Below are 17,436 nucleotides of genomic sequence, written 5' to 3'. Positions count from 1 at the left end.
TGGATTAATCATCTAAAAGCAAAGATAGAATAGAAGAAGCATATACGTCAAGTGCAACTTCCAATACCTTTTCATCATAATCGAATAATGGATGATGATGTCCGGCTGCAAGGGGAGTACCGAAAATAAAATAGGTCGCTTTTCCCCCACGCCCTCTAACATGATTCAGCATATAGGCTACATCCTCTGATGCCTTTATAGGGACGGTATCATGCACTCGCGAGACTCTTGTGCTATGAGTGGTTGCCGCTTCTAGGAACTCTTTCCATCCAGGTTCATCAGCTGCTTCCACTCCTTTTCCCACTAAGTGGATATCCGCCTTGACCCCGTGGAGAAGAGCAGAACTCCTTATGATTCGAATCGCTTCCTCTTCCATATACTGATTTAGTTCGGACGTTCCTCCCCGTGTCTCAAGCGATATCGTTGCATGGTCCGGAATTACATTTCTTCCACTACCTGCATGGAGTGTCCCAACATTAATTCTTGTTTCTCCTCCTGAGTGCCTGGGAATGGCATGAAGATGCAAAGAAGCAGATGCCGCAGCAAGCAAGGCATTTTTGCCCTCTTGCGGTTCAACACCAGCATGCGCTGATCTTCCGGTAAACGTGACATCAAGCTTTGATGTAGCCAGAAAACCTCTGGCTGACGCTACCACTTCCCCTACTTGCATGGATGATATTCCGATGTGACCGCTAAGAAATACATCCACATCATCCAGCCATCCCTTTGCCACCATTGATTTAGCTCCCCTGCTTCCTTCCTCTGCAGGCTGAAAGAGCAAGGTGTACGATCCTGTCAACTCATCTTGATGTTCAGAAAGAAAAGTAGCTACACCAAGCCCTATTGCTGCATGTCCATCATGCCCACATGCATGCATCACACTTGGGTAGCGTGATTGAAATTTAAGTTGTGTCGGAAAATGGTTACCTTTTTCCTCTTTATTCTCTGCAATTGGAAGTGCGTCAATGTCAAACCTTAATGCAATGTTTTTTCCCGGTTTTCCTGTGTCAAGTTTGGCCACCACACCTGTGTGCCCATCTTTCATTTTAGAAAGCCACTCTTTTGGCACTCCTTGATTGTGTGCTCTGGCTTCCGCTGATTGTATGATTTCTTCAGACGGGACTCCCATCCGCTCCTCTGTCATCAGTGCCTCCTTTCCAAGATGCAACTCATATCCAAGCTTCTCCAGCTCAGAACCGATCAGATAGGTTGTTTGGTATTCTGTCCATCCAAGCTCGGGAAAATGGTGAAATCTCCTTCTCCATGTAACCAGGGAGTCAGCTAGATTGTTCACAAATTCCGAAACGTTCATCACGGCCACTCCTTCCTTTACTTTTCAATTTGAAGTTTTTCCAAAGCTTTCATTGAGACCTCGACAAGCATTTTCACCCCGATAGGAAGAGCCTTTTCATTGAATTCAAAATTTGGATCATGGAGCGGCTTTTGACTATCCCTTCCTTCAATCGCTGAACCAAGCCAGAAGAACGCACCTGGGTATTTATGAAGGAATCTCGAAAAGTCTTCGCCACCTAATGAAGGGTCCACTTCAGGTGTTGCCTGTTCAGAATTCAGGGTATGTTGTGCGCAGCTTCTCACAACCTTTGCCCATTCTTGTGTATTGATGGTTGCTTCATACCCATCAATATAGTCGATTTCAGCAGTCGCCCCCATCGCCTTTGCTGCATTCTCGACCACTTCATGAAACCTCTTCTTGACCACTTCTTTTACTTGTTTTTTGTAAGTTCGAATCGAGCCTTCCAATGAGACACTGTCCGCAATCACATTATAGCGGTATCCACCCTCTATCCTTCCGATGGTGACCACTGCTGCATCAACCGGATTGACGTTTCGACTTACTATTGTTTGCAGCATGGTAACCACATGGTTTGCAGCAATGATGGCATCATTTGTTTGATGGGGCATGCTGGCATGTCCACCAGATCCATTGATGACCACCTTGAAGCGGTCGGTTGCACCCATCATTTCTTTGTCCCGGATACCGATTTGACCGACTGGGAGGTCAGGCCATACATGCTGACCGAAAATTACATCTGGTTCATATTCTGCAAATACCCCATCATCCATCATGGGTTGGGCACCACCGTTAGGAGAAGCTTCTTCAGCAGGTTGAAATACAAGAAGTACCGTTCCTGAAAGCTCTGCTTTTCGTTCATTCAGCAAGATCCCTGCACCGAGAAGCATCGTCGTATGAGCATCATGACCACATGCATGCATCGTTCCTTCTTTTTTCGAGGAGAATCCTAGATTTGTTTTTTCAGTTATCGGTAGCGCATCGATGTCTGCTCTGAGGGCTACGGTCGGACCTGGCTTCCCACCTTCAATAATTCCAAGAACTCCCGTTTTGGCAAAGCCTGTCCGGTACGGAATTCCGTGGCTTGCTAACTGTTGCTGAATTTTTTGTGATGTCTCATATTCTTCTCCACTCACTTCCGGATACATATGTAAGTCCCGCCTAAAATCAATAAGCTGTTCGAGTAATTTTTCATCTATGACTGGTAATGTTAAGGTCATTGGTATGTTGCACTTCCTTTCACGTTGTAGACAAGATCTGACTTTACTTAAATACCATTAAAGGAAATATTCCTTTTTAATACCGTAATTACATATTAACATATTGTTTTAGAAATTCAATGAACTTTTTTTATTTTCAGTTAATTAAAAAGGTGTTTTCACGTTCTCTTACTGGCAGGAATACGTTACATAAAAGGGTTTTGAATCTGTACGGATTGGGGGTTTCAATATGCCTGTTTCTATCATCTTCAATCAGATTAATGTCAATAGCATCAGTCAAAGTTCCACCATCTCTACCGGGCAGAACAACCAGCCAGACTGGTCGACACAAGGAAAAATAAACATGGGGAATGGAATAGAAATTGGAGTTGTTGCAGTCACTAATGTTTGTAACGTCGTGTTTGATGCAGATGGAGTGGATACTTCCATAGCCAACCCGGAAATTAACAATCCACAACCAACAGCACAGTTCTAATGAGGGGGATCCTATGAAAACGAAACAGTCATCCCATGTCCATATACTGCTTGACCGGATTGAAATCACATCTATCATGAACTGTTCAGGAGTTTTTACAGGAGAAAATTTGCAGGCTAATTGGAGCAGTTATCAGAAAACAAATATGGGATTCGGACTGGTGGCAGGGACGGATAACCATTCGAATTCGAATATGAATGTTGTCCACGATCCAGATGTGATGGATATGCCCATCAAATCTACCTCCAGCAGTTAGTTTTGGTCATTCACCTCATTTAATTCTTCTTTTTCCTTCATCATATCCTGAAGCCACTCGGGCAGTTCTTTATGATCCGTTTGATCCAGTATATCAATTAATGATGAGTCACTGACCTGACTCTTCGTCCCGTGAATATCATTTTCGTCCCCACTGATATTTCCGACACCTTGGTTATGCTTCTTTTGACTATGAAACTGCGAAGGGTAATTGTTGCCCATATTGATACATGATGCACTCTCCACCACTCCGATGCGAATGCTCCCGATAAAAAAGTTGGGGGAATAGTGACTCATTCATTTCTCCTCCTTTTGGCTGAGCGCAATCGAAAAACCTCTTTCCCGTTCTGTTACTTTCAGATGCTGCTTGGGTTCTTCGAATTGACGTGACTTTTTTGTGATAGGATTATGATAGGTTGGAACGTTCTTGGATTTTGTTTTATTTTCGGATCCAGAAGCGTCTTTTTTATTATAGAAAGGAACTTTGGTTTCTATATCCTTTTCTTTGTTAAAGTTATTTCCGATATTAAGAGTCCCACTCAGCTGCTCAATTCCTATACTATCCAAATGGTAATCCAACTTTTCAATCTGAGCCGATTGGATTTCGAGATGTTTGATATGGTACTGGACAACCTTATCCTCCTTTTGGTGCATCTCAGTCAGAATGGTGACCAAATACTCTAACTTCCTCTCTAATTCGACTATTCTCTTTTCCATTTCTTCATGCTTTGTCATGGATAATCACAACCAATTTATGAGAATGCTTGCTCTTCCGCTTTACTCTGACTGCTCACGGAATTGTTAGAATGACTGATGGAATTCCCCTCACCTGCCATGATTCCAAAACCCTGGTTCTCTTTTTGTGTGGCTTTAGCATTCCAACTGATATTTTTCCCTTTATTTATTGAAGATGAATTCATGATCATATCCACTTTGAATGATTTTATTTCAAACTCCATCAGCTTCCCTCACTTTCTCTACCAACGTTTTCTATTCAGTAAAATCTATCTCCACAGATACATCCTGTTCGCTTTTTTGAAAAATCAGCAAAAGTACTCCTTGTTTATATTGGGCAACCAGCTTTTGAGGGGCAAACGAAAACGGTATTTGAATCAGCCGCTGAAAGTCACCGAAGAACCGTTCCCCTTGAAGGAGATTCTCTTTCGGAACAGGGTATGGATAAGGTATGGTCCCTTTTATAAATAATTGATTGTTCTTAACTTTAAGCTGTACGTCTTCTGCGGACCTCAGTCCAGGAAGTTCCAAAGCGATTATTCCTTCGTTCTCAGTTTCAAGTATGTCTATAAGCGGCACTCGCCTCGGCATGACAGGAAGCATATCTTTCCAGAACTTTTCCCCTAGCACTTCATCTATTTTCTCGTTCATCGTTTCCCATGGGTTTACCTGCTTCTTCTTCATCCGCCTCCTCCCCAGAAACATAAGGTTATATCATGTATATGAGGCGGGAAGGCCTATTTATTCAGTTAATTCCGTGCACTATTTGTAAAAGCAAAAAAAGAGAAATGGGAAGTTCCCCATTTCTCTTTTTTTGCTTTTATTTTTCTTCTACGCCCAAGACGCGGTTGAGGCGCTTTTTCAACATTTTCATGCCGCTACCGCCTGCTTGAAAGTGACGAAGTTTCCCTTCTTCGTCAAATACATAGTATGCTGGTACGTATTTGTTTTCAAATGCTTCCGTTAATTTGTGTTCACTGTCCACAAAAATCGGTTGTGTAATGTCATGACCCATCGCCATGGAACGGATAACGCCGATATCCAGGTCGTCTTCAGAACGTGGCATGTGTACAGCAACAACGTTCAAGTCGTCGTCATACTCATCACGTAATTCGTTAATTTCCGGCATCGCTTCTTTACATAAGTGGCAACTTACAGACCAGAAATGTATAAGAGTTGCTTTACCTGATAACTCATCCTTTGAAACTTCCTCATTAATCCATTCCGTAGCACCTGTCAACTCAGGCATCTGCTCTCTCAATTTCATTAAAAACCTCTCCCTTTCAACACTTTATATCTGTTATCTTTTTATAATAATTATCATCTGATACATTTTATATTATATTAATAACACTTTTGATTGTCAATACAGATTATACTAATTATAAATAAATAATTAAAATAAATTGCTCCTTTAAGGGTCTGACCCCTTTTCGTTCGTCAATTTGCGACAAATAAAAAAGAAGCCGTCTGTGGCAGCTCCTAAGTTTAAGTTAGCAATAAACAATTGGACTTTTTGAAAAAGCAAAAACCTTGTTGATCGCAGTGGAAGGCGCGCAGACTTCTGCGGGAGGAAGGGACAAGGGAGACCCCGCAGGCTTGCCGAGGAGGCTCCCGGACCGCCCGCGAAAAGCGAAGCGCCTGGAACGAAGATCAACTGCTATCGCAAAAACCAATTGGTTAGATGGACATTTTATATTTCAAGCTTCTTTCTTATACGGGACTCTCAGTGTAATCAGCAGTCCTATGAATGCAAGAATAATCAGGGAACCGAGAGCGGTTCGGCTTGCAAGGTTTCCGTATCCCGCAAGGAACAATGTTATGGTACCGTACAATAATGGACCGACGATGGATGACACTTTCCCCGAGAAAGCGAAAAGCCCGAAGAATTGTCCCCTTTTGCCTTCAGGTGTCAATTCAACGATGAATGTACGGGATGTCACCCAAGTAGCACCAAGTGCGACACCGAACAAGCTTCCTGCAACCCAAAGCATCCATGGGGCTACAGCAAATACCGCGAAACATAGTGCTACTATCAGAAGAGCTGCTACAGATACAACGGCATATTTAGAACCGATATTTCTTGCAATATATCCATATACAAAGGAGCCTATAATGCTTGAAACGGTTGAAACAAGATAAAGCAGGATAAATTCAGAGGCACTGAAGCCTCCAATCGCCCTGGCATAGATCGCCATCATGGCAATGGCTGTCGCAATCGCGTCATTGATGAAGAAATAGGCAATCATGAAGAGAAAGACAGGTCGATACAAACGCATTTCTTTAAATGTCTGATATATCTCTTTATATCCACTGAAGAAGGACTTTTTCTCTTTGACTTCTTTAGGCTTTTCCTTAAAAAGGAAAAACAACGGGAGGGAGAAAAGTAAGAATAATACACCACTTGGAATGAACGCTTTATGAAAACCGCTGTCCCCCACATATAGGTAAACTGTCAATCCCAATAATGTCCCCATATACCCCACCGCAATCCCGAATCCGGAAATCAACGGCAATTCTCTTTTTGTTCCAAGGTCAGGGAGCATGGTGTCGTAGAAAATAAGGGACGAATGAAAGAAAAACTTTGCTACTACAAACAGAATAAGGACAAGGACAAAGCTAATCGGCAATCCGAATACCATTTGTGAGGTTTGCAGTGAGGCAAACACTCCCATGAATATAGTGGACAAGACCGCAATTAATGTAAAAGGGATAATAAATCCTTTCCTTTTTCCTGTCCTGTCAATCAGTACTCCGAACAAAGGGGAAAACAAAACTAAAAATAAACTTGCTGTCGCATTTGCATAGGACAGGAACGTACTTGCGATCTGATCCATTCTTTCATTCGTTCCGATAACTTCCTGCAAATAAAAAGGGAAAAATATGGTTATGATGTTGGATGAAAAAATAGTATTGGCAAAATCATAGAGAGCCCAAGATAATATCGGCAATGAAAAATAGAGTGCCATCGGGGATCTCGGTTTTTCATTCCGAGTATCATGTGCGATTTTGTTTTCCAAATTAGCCATAGGTACTTCCTCCAATTATTTATTTAAGAAAACTATTCTCTAACAACCTCTCTTCTCCCTGCTTTTTCCCGCCACAATTTACTCAAACTTTACACTTCACCAGATTATTATTATTTATATGAACGAATTCCAATGGAAAAGTCCAGCTTTGCATGAAAACATCACAGCTATTTCATACTAACAATTAATACATCAAGATAGGAGGTGGACATTCATGCTCAAAAAATTTCTGCCAGTTCTTTTTTTAATAGTTGCAATAGTAGGTTGCGGTAACCAAAACGAGATAGAAAACACGAAAGGTCCATCCATTATGGAAGCAAGAAAAGAGCCAGGTAGGCTGTCTAGTGAAGAGTTGCTCAGGGATGCACGAAACGAGGCAATGATACAAGTGGAGAATCCTCCAACAGAAGCAATCTCTTCAAAAGAACAAGCAAAATCAAAAGTGATGGATCATCTAGATCTCACTGAACACGATAGTACATCTGTATCCTTTGAAGGAATGCAGGGTAAATACTATGTCTTTCACGTTTCCAATCTTGTCCATTTCAACAATCAGCCTGAAAAACTGTCTCGGGGGTGGTATAGGGTCAACCGTAACACTGGGGAAGTTTCTCCATGGGAGGAAGATTAATAAAAATGGACTGGAGTTGACAACCTGTCAAACCCAGTCCTACAATTCTTTACTTTTTGTCAATTCATGTTCCTAACAGTTGGCAAAACAACAGTAACCTTTGTCCCAATATAAACTTTGCTTTCATATAGTATCTTCCCCTTCATTTCATGGATGAGACGATTGGTAATCATGCTTCCCAATCCGGTTCCTTTTGTTTTCGTTGTATAGTAGGGAAGGCCAATTTTCTCCAACTGTTCATCTGTCATACCAATTCCATTATCAGTGAAAGATATCTCAATTGTTCCTCTCAATTCCCCGGATTGTTTGTGTATTTTCACATATCCCCCCTGTTCCTCTTCCACCGCCTCAATGCCGTTTTTAATAATGTTCATCAGGGCTTGCTTAAGATGCTGTTCATCAGTGTAGATGTAGTGATCTCCTTCAAGCTCCAATTCGATTGTTACATTTCTGTAGGAACCGAAAGGTCGGATCAGCTCCACTGAATCCTGCAACACTTTATTGACATCGATATAATCCAAGGAGAAATTGGCCGGACGTGCTACAGTCAAATAATTGGTGATGATTTTGTTCGTACGATCCAGTTCGTCCAGTATCAGAGGAGCGAACCGCTTAAGATTTTCATCTTTCGTATCAGTATTGATGAACTGAATGAAGCCTCGGACTGTTGTTATGGGATTTCTTATTTCATGTGCAAAGGCTGCGGCCATTTGTCCGACAGTCGAAAGCTTGTCCATATATAATGTTTCATCAAACTGCTGATTGGCGATAATCAACCTCTCCACTGTGTAGATCAACGCAATGAAAGTTAATCCAAATGCAAGAAAATACACGATGTAAAAATTAATATTCAAGAAGGAAACAGTACTGAACAGGATGAAAATATAGACCAGATAATAAAAAGAGATAACTACCATCCCATACAATAACTTATTGGCACTCCTCAAGAACACAGATCTGAACAGAAGTCCAATTCCCAATGCCAAAATGGAGACTGCAATCCCCACATAGACATATTCTCCACCAATGAAATAACGAAGAGTCACCACAATTACTGTACAGAGAAGGCCAGGATACCATCCTCCATATAATGTGACTAGGAGAATCGGAATCATCCTGAAATCGAAATTGGTGTCCTCCAATGTTTCTATCGGATACAGCATGCATAGCTTTGCTGAAAAAGCACTGAACAGACCAAATATTGTTTGTTGTTTAAAATTAAGGGGCTTCCTTTTACTGAACGGGAAAAACAGATTCGCATTGAACATCAACGAAAAAATAATCGTTATATTAACAATTAACGGTTTTATAAGGTAAATCATTCACAACTGATCCTCCAATTATTAACATCATTACTTGCCCAGGTTAAACCATTTATTGGTTGCATCTAAAAATAAATACAAAATTACACTCTACTTATTATAGGCATCTTATTTACCTTCGTCTAGGATATAAGGAAGAACAAATCAAAAAGATGACTTGAACTCATAATTAATTTCCGAACTCACTTCTTTCCTATATAATAAGAAACAAACCACTCTTTCTAGACATAGGTGTGAACAAATTGGCAATGAAACTTGTAATACTTGGCCTCCTGATGGAAGGGGACAAACACCCGTACGAAATCCAACAGGTAATGCATGAACGGAACATGGAACAATATATAAAAATGGCGAAAGGCTCCTTATATTATGCCGTTGAGCAGCTTCTCAACAAAAATCTTATTGAAGTGAAAAAAGTGGTCACAGATCAGACTCGGCCTGATAAGACCATATATAGTATTACTACTGAAGGTAAGAAAACTTTTCAACAATTGCTGCAAAAGCAGATTCAAGCTGAAAGCACTCACTTTCATCCGATGTACACAGCACTTGCATTCATTCATCACGGAGATGCAAATATGATAAAAGATGCACTAACAGAACGGATTTCACATACCAGGATGCAACTTGAAATGCTGGAGAGGGTTTACAACCTTTACGGAGTTCATGCTCCAAAAGGCTCTCAGGCAATCATGGAAAATGCACATGAGTTGTGCAAGGTGGAATTGAAATGGCTGACAAGATTGCAGGAAGATGCTGAACAAGGTTTGTTTTTTCACCAAGATAAGCAAAAGAACACAGGAAAAACGCGTCCCAAAGCATAAACGGGACGCGTTTTAAATTAAGGCTATTTTTTAAAAGAATGTTGTTGACTTCGTAGTTTGACCGTTCCTTTTCGCTGCAGGCACTCGCTTTCCGCGGGGAGGGCCTGGAGCCTCCTCGGCAAGCCTGCGGGGTCTCCCGTTTCCCTCTACCTCCCGCCGGAGTCGAGTGCCTTCCGCTCCAATCCACTCATTTGTGCAATTTTTCATTTAAGCAACACACTTTGCGAAAAAAGTCCCCTTTAATATTAACCTAATTTAATGTGCAGGGAAAAATATCATTTGGATCAAAAAGATGACCGCAAAAACATAAATCAGTGGATTGACTTCTTTCCCTTTTCCCGTTACAGCTTTCATCACCGGATACGTAATGAAACCCACTGCAATCCCAGTCGCAATGCTTGAAGTCAAAGGCATGGTCAGGATGATGGCAAATGCCGGGAAAGCCTCATCAAAGTTTCTCCATTCTATCTTTGCCAGCCCCTCCATCATAAAGCATCCGACAATGATCAGTATCGGCGCTGTGATGGCAGGCAAGCCCGCTATGACAGAAATGGCAGGTGAGAAGAACATCGACAGAAGAAACAATCCAGCAACTACAACGGAAGTCAAACCGGTTCTTCCTCCTGCAGCAACTCCTGCAGATGATTCAATATAGGCACATGACGGACTGGTTCCAAGGGCTGCACCCGCTGTTGTTGCAAATGCATCAGAAAGTGTAGCCGATTTTGTCCGTGGCAGCTTCCCATCCTTCATGAATCCACCTTGCTCTGACACTCCTACAAGCGTACCTGTCGAATCAAAAATTGTTACAAGGATAAACGCAAACACGACAGTGTATAAACCGTTTGCTACTACTCCGCTAAGGGCATCTCCTATATGAATGAATTGAGGAGCAGGTGGCAAATCCACAACCCCATTGAAATTTAGCATATTAAAAAAGTAGCCAGCAATCGCTGTAATCACCATTCCATAAAACAAAGCACCTGATACACGCCTTGTCATAAGAATCAATGTAATGAATAGGCCACCGATTGCAAGCGCTGAAATGGGGCTGGTGAGATCCCCCAATGTAATCATCGTCGCTTCACTCGGCACAACAATGCCTGCCATCTTCAATCCGATAAAAGCGATAAAAAGGCCAATTCCAGCTGTAATACCATACTTTAATGGTGCAGGAATCGCCTCGATCAGCGCTTTCCTCAAACTGGTCAAACTTAGTAATATGATTACGAGACCCGCAAGAAAAACTGTCCCCAATACAGCCTGATAGGTAAGGCCTTGCGTGGCTACCACACTAGTAAAATATGCGTTGAGCCCCATACCAGGAGCGACTGCTATAGGATATTTTGCAAATATCCCCATTGTTAAAGTCCCGATTACCGCAGCTATAATTGTCGCCATAAAAACCTGATCAAACGGAATTCCCGCAGCAGATAAAATGGCAGGATTAACGAAAATTATATAAACCATAGTCAGGAATGTTGTAATTCCCGCTAAAAATTCCTGCTTCACACTAGTACGATGTTTCTTCAATTCAAAATAGTTTTCCAACACAAAAAATCCCCCAAAAACGAATGTAATATTGAAACCTTACTTATAATATTCGTTTTCAGAAGATAATTCAAGCAAAAAAGAAAAAAAACTATGCACCTCTTAAATCTTTTTCCGATCAAATTCATTTTGATTCCGAATCCTAAAATGAATGAAATAATGCTAAATTTTTTATACCTTGTTTTCAGCCTTCCTGTTTTGGGTATATTTAAGAATAAGTAACCAATACAACTTAATCCATTGTCACTCATTTACAAAGTTTCCACTATTTTTTCTGATATATCTAAATTTTCTAAAAACAACACTTCACAAACGGGACAAAATATCAGATAATAGGAAAAAGGATGAATTAATCATACATCATTTCATCCTTTTCATGATTCACCCAATTAACACGGAAAATAAAATCTCGCACAGGGGGTAGAAATTATGAATAAGCATTTTTCTTTTCAACCTGAACAATCTGTTTCCACTTTCAAAAGTTTTGAAATGACCAGAGAGGAGAAAGTCGCTCAAATCATTGTTGACTCTTCTGTCTTCCAATTTCATAAAAACAGGCTAATGAATGAAATAGATCGAGCTTTAGGTGATGGTAACCGAAAAAAATTCCAAACTTTATCCAGTGAATATAATAACTTATTAGAGCAATTTGCTCACATTAATTAAAAAAAGAAGCGGAAAATCATTCCGCTTCTTCTTTTGTTTCGGGCTGCTTTTTCTCTTCTTTTGCTTCTGTTTCACAGCAGGCACATTTTCTTTTTGTCTCTTTTTCCTGCCTGTATAGAAAAGCGAGCACCCCAATAATCAAAAATGAAAAGACCCCTGATGATGAATCCTGAAAAAACAACTCCTCTGCATACCTTTCCAACAGCCTTAACCAGATCTGTAGAACAATATCCATTACACAATCCCCTTTCAGGCGGAATCCAACAGACACCAAATCCCAGTAATCCTAAGGTGAAAGGAGTGCAATCAAACAGGCAATGGAAACAGAGAGATAATTATGTGAATATTCTGTGTTTATAATAATTATAAAACTTATGTAAGTATTTTCCTATCCTACTACCTTCTTATTTTTATAGGTCTTCCCTAGTGCATCAACAAGCAAACACACGTTTCCCTAGATGATTTAGGTATCTTGAAACCCCACTTCATACCTATATTCAGGGGTTGCAGGATTGAAATCCTGCATAGCCAGTGCAGGTTATTTTACAGCTACCGTACCCCTGTATATAAAATGCAACGCCAATAACATCAACAGAACCCCAATAATTCTTTGACTGTTCACAGCTATTTTGGTTGTACCGAATAGACCGAAATGATCGATGACAAGACTTATTATCATTTGACCTACTATAACTGATATTATCGTTAAGGCAACCCCGACTTTTGGAACGGCAATGATGACGAACGTTACAAAACACGCTCCAAGAAAGCCACCAACTAGTTGCCATTTCGGAACGTTTGTCACATGCAACATATTTCCACGTCCAAAAAATATAGATAAAAACAAGAGAAAAACCGTCCCGATAAAAAATGAGACTAAGGAAGCTTCCAAACTCCCAATCTTTCTTCCTAATTGACTGTTGATAGGAGCCTGGATCCCTCCAAGTATCCCTCCAAACAATGCCAGCAGTACAAACCAGATTTTCATCATACCCATTCACCCTTTCATGCTATCTGCCTGTACTAACATATACTACATACTTCCCCATTCTCCTTTGGACAAGGATAAAAAAGTCGGGTAAACTAGCTTAAAAAGCAAGAACTTAAAAAGGAGTATTTCTTATGGAGCATCTGATTAATCCAAATGTGCGAGATATCGAAATATCTGGTATCCGCAAGTTTTTCAACCTTGTAGCAAAATATGAGGATGTCATCTCTCTGACAATAGGGCAACCGGATTTCCCCACACCGACTCACGTAAAAGATGCAGGCAAAGAGGCGATCGAGTCCAACAGAACAGTTTACACCCCAAACGCAGGGGTCTTGGAACTTCGGAATGCAGCAGCCGATTTCGTCAGCAAAAAGTACAATTTGTCGTATGACCCAGAGTCCGAAATAATCGTATCCATCGGTGCGAGCCAAGGGATTGATATCGCTTTTCGAACCATCTTGGAACCAGGGACAGAAGTAATCCTTCCTGGGCCTGTCTATCCTGGATACGAACCGCTAATCAAATTATGCGGAGCTACACCTGTACACATTGATACGAGAGAGACAGGCTTTCAATTGACGGCAGACCTTATAGAAAAAAGCTTGTCGGAAAGAACACGTTGTATCATTCTACCTTACCCTTCCAACCCGACAGGTGCGGCATTGCCGGAGAAGGAACTGGAAAAGATTGCTACATTACTGAAAGACAAGAATGTTTTCATCTTATCGGATGAAATTTACAGCGAACTTGTTTTCGAAGACAAGCACCGGTCAATTGCCAACCTGCCAGGCATGAGGGAGAAAACCATTGTCATTAATGGCGTATCCAAATCCCACTCCATGACAGGATGGCGTATCGGTCTTGTTTTCGGTCCTGAATATGTCATGAGGCAGATGTTAAAGGTGCATCAGTACAACGTATCCTGTGCGAGCTCCGTCTCACAATATGCAGCCTTGGAAGCATTAACTGCAGGTTTTAACGATGCAGAGGCAATGAAGGTCCAATATAATGCAAGAATGGAATATGTCTATGGTCGCTTGGTGAAAATGGGGCTTGAAGTAGTGAAGCCGGACGGTGCGTTCTATTTGTTCCCTTCTATCCAGAAGTTTAATATGAAGTCATTCGATTTTGCTTTGAAACTTGTTGAGGACGCTGGAGTGGCAGTGGTTCCCGGAAGTGCATTTTCAGAACTCGGCGAAGGTTATGTGCGACTCTCCTACGCCTATGACATGGCAACACTTGAAAAAGCGATGGATCGAATGGATGACTTTTTGCGAAAACTATAAAAATACCATGGAAAAAGGAACGGCTCGGGTGACGAAGTCGTTCCTTTATTATGTTTCTATTTTCTTAGCTCTTCCGCAAACCTCTTTAACTCCACCTTATCCGTCGATGCTATCCAGGCTTCCATAGCATCTGTTTCCTCATTAACAAACCATCCTGTTAACCTCTTTACTTCATCCTCATAACCATCGAATTGTTCTTTTTCCCGTTGGAGATTTTTAATTAACCGTTCCCAATCTATCCTCACCTCATAGATTCCTTGTTCTGGATGCTGCCGACCAAGCTCTTCCACCAATTTCATCGGAGTGCCCAAATATAATTCGAGAGCAATCCATTCACCAATATATTCATGTCGATGCCCTTGCTCCATTACCAGTTGGAAATGAGTCCTTGCCTCTTCATACTTCCCTTGTTTCATCAAAGCCATGGCGCGATTGCCTTCGATATACTCATTAAGGATATCTTCCTTAGTCCCTTCGAACTCTTTATACCACTTTTCATAGGTTTGCCAATCTTTCTTTTCATAGTAGTATTCAAGAATATCATAGAAAATAGTTTCGTTTGGGGATTTTTGTGCAAGCTCTTCTAGATAGGGCATTGCAAGTTCTTTTGACGTCTTGTTCAGTACAGAGGCCTCCACACCAATTATTTTACTAATCATAAGCAGACTGTGCAGGTCACCTGGGTCATTCGTGAAATTTTCTTTATACATTTCCAGCGCTTCTTCCGGCTTGTTCTTAAGCAATACTTTATCAGCTTCTGTCAACTCTCTATTTTTCAAGTAGAACATGGGGAGGTTTCCAAATGTATCTTCACCTAATCTATATCCCTGACTTTGCGTGATCAAATCTCCTTTTGCATTATAGGCCTGGACATTCCAAAAGAATCGGCCCCTCGGATCAGCAAAACCAAGCACCGAGGAATAGTCTATTTCCTTCCAATCACTTTCCTCCGTAAATTGAATCCCCCCTTGTGAATAATGGAGCTCTTCCTTAGACACTATGAATCCCGGGCTTTTGATTCCGTTTTTCAGATGATGGGAAACTGTACCACCTTCCACTTCCCTACCGACACTGATACTGTAGTAGGCTGCCTCTTCAACCGGTTCCCATGAAAAATGCACCTGGTCTTCTATTATTTCTTTTGAGTTTACCGGCTGATGGATTTCCATTAATGGATTGATAATAGTATCATGTGCCACTACGTCTTTTCCCTTCACTTCAATCCAAGGGTTTGCTGGCATAGCAATAGTGAAGCCGTCTATCTGATCAAAAGTAAAGCCATAAAAAAGCTGATAGCTGCCGGGTGGGACATCAAAAAACGCATATTCTCCATTTTCATCCGTGACAGCCTTGTATTGCTCTTCAGGACCTATGCTGTAGTAAAGATTATTTTTTTCGCGAAGGAACACCCCTACTCCTTCAAGTGGACGCTGCCCATTTTCGTTTTCGAAGATTTTCCCAGACACTTGCCTAAAAGCAGCTTCTCCGTCCACTATTCTATCCACAAGAGACCTAAGTTGCTTTTCTGCAAGAGGAAGGTCAACGTAATCATTTTTTCCTTCTTTATCCTCACCATCCAAGCCGGCTAACGTTTTTTCTGCCAGTGCTAGCGCCTCTTCATCTTCACCTTTGTGGAGGAGGATTTCCACATGTGATTTATCAGCTTTCATTTTCATATATGTGTCCTCTTCATAAACATTCTCATAAAAATTTTCTAGATAAGACAGGGCAATATCGTATTCTTCGTTTCGCACAGCCAGTTCTATCTGTTCAGTGGCCAATTCGGATCTGAAGTAAGATGTTTGGGTCCTGTCCATTGCAGTTTGCAGCACTTGGTCCCCCTTTCCCCATCCCCCTTGCTGATTGTAATGACTTGCGACCTCTATAGCCGCCTCCTCAAAGTAACCATCTGTTGGTCCTTTTTCCACATACTCCAACAAGTAAGGCAGACGCTCCTCCATAGAGAATTTCACCTTGGCCTGATTCGTATCAGACCAATAGGTGGAAGTAGTTCCAACATAGACATCATATTCCATTGAATAGGCGCCCTCTATCATATACTCTCTTATAAGTGCAAACCTCTGTTCTGTAAAGATTTTTCCATTATCAATAAGTTCTAGTATTTTCTCTTTGCCTGCCAGTTCCCCTTTTGCCATCTGCCGCTCAGCCATATAGATAGAGATTTGAGGTTGTATCAAATAAAGACAAATTGGCAGAAATAATGCAAATGCCACTCCAGTCACCACGAGGTGTTTAATTTTCACTCTTATTTTCATGGAGCTTCACCGCTTTCTCAAAGTCATCTTTCCAATAGGTGTATCCTGCAAACTCAATCATTTCCCGGTCTGCTCTGAGATGAGTTTCCGTGTGGAATAATTCACTTTTTATACTTATTGTTGTAAAAAATAACCCGACTGTCAGTACAATAGGTAATACCGGTATCTCAAGTTCCTTATTCCAGAAGGATGAAAGTTTTTCATTAAAGCTTTTGGGATGGGTTTTCCTTAACACCCTTTCGTGGCCGGTAAAATACAACTCCCCAAGTTCATGATCCAGTTTTTCTTTAACCGCTCGATTCTCTTTCTGATGCACTTCCATCCTCCCCTTTCGCTAATGTTTCTTTCAGGTAGGCACGTCCTCGCTTCAGCCTCGATTTGACTGTGCTTTCCGCCGCTTTTAATAGCTGTGCAATTTCACTGATTTTCAGTTCATTGAAATAGTACAGGATAATCACTTCCCGGTATCTGTAATCCAATTTTTGTATCGCTTCACTGAGTGATTTATTTTCAAAGTTTACAAGTAGTTTCGTTTCCGGTCCCTCCACTTTTTCGTCCCCTTGAGTTCGTTCAGTCCAATCCAGGTTCAGGAGGATATTTTTCCAACTCCATTTCCGCATAATCATCCTGCAACGATTGATGGTAATCGAGGTGAGCCAGCTTTTCAATTTTTCATGTTCATCTAGTTGATGGATTTTTTCGTACGCAGCAATGAAGGTATCCTGCACGACTTCTTCACATGTCTGTTTGTCTTTTAAAAGAAGAAACGCCGTTCGCAACAGATAGTCTCCATAAAGGGACATCAGTTCCTGTAATGCAGATTCCTCTTTGTTTTTCAGTCGGTCTACTAGGTGCAAAGCATG

Annotated in this window: 21 protein-coding genes; 6 read left to right on the top strand and 15 right to left on the bottom strand. The window is 41.2% G+C overall.

Annotated elements, in window-relative coordinates; translation table 11 throughout:
• Nucleotides 1-4: 4 nt before the first annotated feature.
• Together AB685_RS10595 and AB685_RS10590 are read right to left on the bottom strand one after the other, a co-directional pair.
• Entirely contained in the window at nucleotides 5-1,312 is a 1,308-nt protein-coding gene (locus tag AB685_RS10595; protein ID WP_047970577.1) for an amidohydrolase, read from the bottom strand.
• 17 nt (nucleotides 1,313-1,329) lie between these two features.
• A complete protein-coding gene (locus AB685_RS10590; protein WP_047970576.1) occupies nucleotides 1,330-2,532 on the bottom strand; it encodes a M20 family metallopeptidase in 1,203 nt (400 codons plus the stop codon).
• 229 nt (nucleotides 2,533-2,761) lie between these two features.
• Between AB685_RS10590 and AB685_RS10585 the strand changes: the two genes are divergently transcribed.
• Nucleotides 2,762-3,007, top strand: a complete 246-nt coding sequence (locus tag AB685_RS10585; protein ID WP_047970575.1) for a hypothetical protein — start codon at nucleotides 2,762-2,764, stop codon at nucleotides 3,005-3,007.
• 13 nt (nucleotides 3,008-3,020) lie between these two features.
• Nucleotides 3,021-3,263 (top strand): hypothetical protein, encoded by a 243-nt coding sequence (locus AB685_RS10580; RefSeq protein WP_047970574.1) that lies wholly within the window; start codon nucleotides 3,021-3,023, stop codon nucleotides 3,261-3,263.
• On the opposite strand, the gene AB685_RS10575 is transcribed toward AB685_RS10580, so the two are convergent.
• From AB685_RS10575 to AB685_RS10550, 6 genes are all read right to left on the bottom strand, one after another.
• A complete protein-coding gene (locus AB685_RS10575; RefSeq protein ID WP_047970573.1) occupies nucleotides 3,260-3,559 on the bottom strand; it encodes a hypothetical protein in 300 nt (99 codons plus the stop codon). The genes AB685_RS10580 and AB685_RS10575 overlap by 4 nt on opposite strands.
• The gene (gene gerPC, locus AB685_RS10570; RefSeq protein WP_047970572.1) at nucleotides 3,560-3,997 is read right to left on the bottom strand and encodes a spore germination protein GerPC; all 438 of its coding nucleotides are present in this window, start codon (nucleotides 3,995-3,997) and stop codon (nucleotides 3,560-3,562) included.
• A 17-nt stretch (nucleotides 3,998-4,014) separates the two neighbouring features.
• Nucleotides 4,015-4,221, bottom strand: a complete 207-nt coding sequence (locus tag AB685_RS10565) for a hypothetical protein (RefSeq protein WP_047970571.1) — start codon at nucleotides 4,219-4,221, stop codon at nucleotides 4,015-4,017.
• A gap of 31 nt (nucleotides 4,222-4,252) precedes the next feature.
• On the bottom strand, nucleotides 4,253-4,681 hold the full coding sequence (locus AB685_RS10560) for an Hsp20/alpha crystallin family protein (protein ID WP_053073790.1): 429 nt from the start codon (nucleotides 4,679-4,681) through the stop codon (nucleotides 4,253-4,255).
• 136 nt (nucleotides 4,682-4,817) lie between these two features.
• Nucleotides 4,818-5,264 carry a redoxin domain-containing protein gene (locus tag AB685_RS10555; protein ID WP_047970570.1) on the bottom strand — a complete coding sequence of 149 codons (447 nt, stop codon included), beginning with the start codon at nucleotides 5,262-5,264 and terminating at the stop codon, nucleotides 4,818-4,820.
• Nucleotides 5,265-5,697: 433 nt separating this feature from the next.
• Nucleotides 5,698-6,966, bottom strand: coding sequence for an MFS transporter (locus AB685_RS10550; protein ID WP_047970942.1), 1,269 nt, complete (start codon nucleotides 6,964-6,966; stop codon nucleotides 5,698-5,700).
• A gap of 274 nt (nucleotides 6,967-7,240) precedes the next feature.
• On the opposite strand from AB685_RS10550, the gene AB685_RS10545 reads away from it, so the two are divergent.
• Nucleotides 7,241-7,657, top strand: coding sequence for a hypothetical protein (locus tag AB685_RS10545; protein ID WP_047970569.1), 417 nt, complete (start codon nucleotides 7,241-7,243; stop codon nucleotides 7,655-7,657).
• Between the two features lie 59 nt (nucleotides 7,658-7,716).
• Here the strand turns inward: AB685_RS10545 and AB685_RS10540 are convergent, their stop codons facing one another.
• On the bottom strand, nucleotides 7,717-8,979 hold the full coding sequence (locus AB685_RS10540; RefSeq protein WP_047970568.1) for an ATP-binding protein: 1,263 nt from the start codon (nucleotides 8,977-8,979) through the stop codon (nucleotides 7,717-7,719).
• A 248-nt stretch (nucleotides 8,980-9,227) separates the two neighbouring features.
• Here AB685_RS10540 and AB685_RS10535 point away from each other — a divergent pair, with 248 nt between their 5' ends.
• Nucleotides 9,228-9,803, top strand: a complete 576-nt coding sequence (locus AB685_RS10535) for a PadR family transcriptional regulator (protein ID WP_241773285.1) — start codon at nucleotides 9,228-9,230, stop codon at nucleotides 9,801-9,803.
• Nucleotides 9,804-10,058: 255 nt separating this feature from the next.
• Here the strand turns inward: AB685_RS10535 and AB685_RS10530 are convergent, their stop codons facing one another.
• Nucleotides 10,059-11,357: an NCS2 family permease gene (locus tag AB685_RS10530; protein ID WP_047970566.1), complete on the bottom strand. Its 1,299-nt coding sequence runs from the start codon at nucleotides 11,355-11,357 to the stop codon at nucleotides 10,059-10,061.
• 426 nt (nucleotides 11,358-11,783) lie between these two features.
• Between AB685_RS10530 and AB685_RS10525 the strand changes: the two genes are divergently transcribed.
• Nucleotides 11,784-12,020 (top strand): IDEAL domain-containing protein, encoded by a 237-nt coding sequence (locus AB685_RS10525; protein ID WP_047970565.1) that lies wholly within the window; start codon nucleotides 11,784-11,786, stop codon nucleotides 12,018-12,020.
• 16 nt (nucleotides 12,021-12,036) lie between these two features.
• Here AB685_RS10525 and AB685_RS10520 read toward each other — a convergent pair whose 3' ends face one another.
• Nucleotides 12,037-12,255: a hypothetical protein gene (locus AB685_RS10520; RefSeq protein WP_047970564.1), complete on the bottom strand. Its 219-nt coding sequence runs from the start codon at nucleotides 12,253-12,255 to the stop codon at nucleotides 12,037-12,039.
• A 303-nt stretch (nucleotides 12,256-12,558) separates the two neighbouring features.
• On the bottom strand, nucleotides 12,559-13,011 hold the full coding sequence (locus AB685_RS10515) for a DMT family transporter (protein WP_241773276.1): 453 nt from the start codon (nucleotides 13,009-13,011) through the stop codon (nucleotides 12,559-12,561).
• A 131-nt stretch (nucleotides 13,012-13,142) separates the two neighbouring features.
• On the opposite strand from AB685_RS10515, the gene AB685_RS10510 reads away from it, so the two are divergent.
• Nucleotides 13,143-14,297, top strand: a complete 1,155-nt coding sequence (locus AB685_RS10510; protein ID WP_047970563.1) for an aminotransferase A — start codon at nucleotides 13,143-13,145, stop codon at nucleotides 14,295-14,297.
• 56 nt (nucleotides 14,298-14,353) lie between these two features.
• Here AB685_RS10510 and AB685_RS10505 read toward each other — a convergent pair whose 3' ends face one another.
• Genes AB685_RS10505 through AB685_RS10495 form a run of 3 tightly spaced genes read right to left on the bottom strand, consistent with a single transcriptional unit; the run spans nucleotide 14,354 to nucleotide 17,430 of the window.
• Nucleotides 14,354-16,573 carry a hypothetical protein gene (locus AB685_RS10505; protein WP_047970562.1) on the bottom strand — a complete coding sequence of 740 codons (2,220 nt, stop codon included), beginning with the start codon at nucleotides 16,571-16,573 and terminating at the stop codon, nucleotides 14,354-14,356.
• Nucleotides 16,551-16,889, bottom strand: coding sequence for a hypothetical protein (locus AB685_RS10500; protein ID WP_047970561.1), 339 nt, complete (start codon nucleotides 16,887-16,889; stop codon nucleotides 16,551-16,553). Before AB685_RS10500 ends, AB685_RS10505 begins: the two co-directional genes overlap by 23 nt.
• Nucleotides 16,861-17,430 (bottom strand): sigma-70 family RNA polymerase sigma factor, encoded by a 570-nt coding sequence (locus AB685_RS10495; RefSeq protein WP_047970560.1) that lies wholly within the window; start codon nucleotides 17,428-17,430, stop codon nucleotides 16,861-16,863. Before AB685_RS10495 ends, AB685_RS10500 begins: the two co-directional genes overlap by 29 nt.
• Nucleotides 17,431-17,436: the final 6 nt, after the last annotated feature.

The organism is Bacillus sp. LL01 (assembly GCF_001037965.1).
The sequence above is the reverse complement of the archived record's forward strand: the minus strand, read 5'-3'. Positions and strand labels throughout refer to the sequence as shown.

Bases quoted from the DNA above. Each gene is read 5' to 3' on its own strand.
- AB685_RS10595 (WP_047970577.1), bottom strand. From the start codon at position 1,312: ATGAACGTTTCGGAATTTGTGAACAATCTAGCTGACTCCCTGGTTACA.
- AB685_RS10590 (WP_047970576.1), bottom strand. From the start codon at position 2,532: ATGACCTTAACATTACCAGTCATAGATGAAAAATTACTCGAACAGCTT.
- AB685_RS10585 (WP_047970575.1), top strand. From the start codon at position 2,762: ATGCCTGTTTCTATCATCTTCAATCAGATTAATGTCAATAGCATCAGT.
- AB685_RS10580 (WP_047970574.1), top strand. From the start codon at position 3,021: ATGAAAACGAAACAGTCATCCCATGTCCATATACTGCTTGACCGGATT.
- AB685_RS10575 (WP_047970573.1), bottom strand. From the start codon at position 3,559: ATGAGTCACTATTCCCCCAACTTTTTTATCGGGAGCATTCGCATCGGA.
- gerPC (WP_047970572.1), bottom strand. From the start codon at position 3,997: ATGACAAAGCATGAAGAAATGGAAAAGAGAATAGTCGAATTAGAGAGG.
- AB685_RS10565 (WP_047970571.1), bottom strand. From the start codon at position 4,221: ATGGAGTTTGAAATAAAATCATTCAAAGTGGATATGATCATGAATTCA.
- AB685_RS10560 (WP_053073790.1), bottom strand. From the start codon at position 4,681: ATGAAGAAGAAGCAGGTAAACCCATGGGAAACGATGAACGAGAAAATA.
- AB685_RS10555 (WP_047970570.1), bottom strand. From the start codon at position 5,264: ATGAAATTGAGAGAGCAGATGCCTGAGTTGACAGGTGCTACGGAATGG.
- AB685_RS10550 (WP_047970942.1), bottom strand. From the start codon at position 6,966: ATGGCACTCTATTTTTCATTGCCGATATTATCTTGGGCTCTCTATGAT.
- AB685_RS10545 (WP_047970569.1), top strand. From the start codon at position 7,241: ATGCTCAAAAAATTTCTGCCAGTTCTTTTTTTAATAGTTGCAATAGTA.
- AB685_RS10540 (WP_047970568.1), bottom strand. From the start codon at position 8,979: ATGATTTACCTTATAAAACCGTTAATTGTTAATATAACGATTATTTTT.
- AB685_RS10535 (WP_241773285.1), top strand. From the start codon at position 9,228: ATGAAACTTGTAATACTTGGCCTCCTGATGGAAGGGGACAAACACCCG.
- AB685_RS10525 (WP_047970565.1), top strand. From the start codon at position 11,784: ATGAATAAGCATTTTTCTTTTCAACCTGAACAATCTGTTTCCACTTTC.
- AB685_RS10520 (WP_047970564.1), bottom strand. From the start codon at position 12,255: ATGGATATTGTTCTACAGATCTGGTTAAGGCTGTTGGAAAGGTATGCA.
- AB685_RS10515 (WP_241773276.1), bottom strand. From the start codon at position 13,011: ATGATGAAAATCTGGTTTGTACTGCTGGCATTGTTTGGAGGGATACTT.
- AB685_RS10510 (WP_047970563.1), top strand. From the start codon at position 13,143: ATGGAGCATCTGATTAATCCAAATGTGCGAGATATCGAAATATCTGGT.
- AB685_RS10505 (WP_047970562.1), bottom strand. From the start codon at position 16,573: ATGAAAATAAGAGTGAAAATTAAACACCTCGTGGTGACTGGAGTGGCA.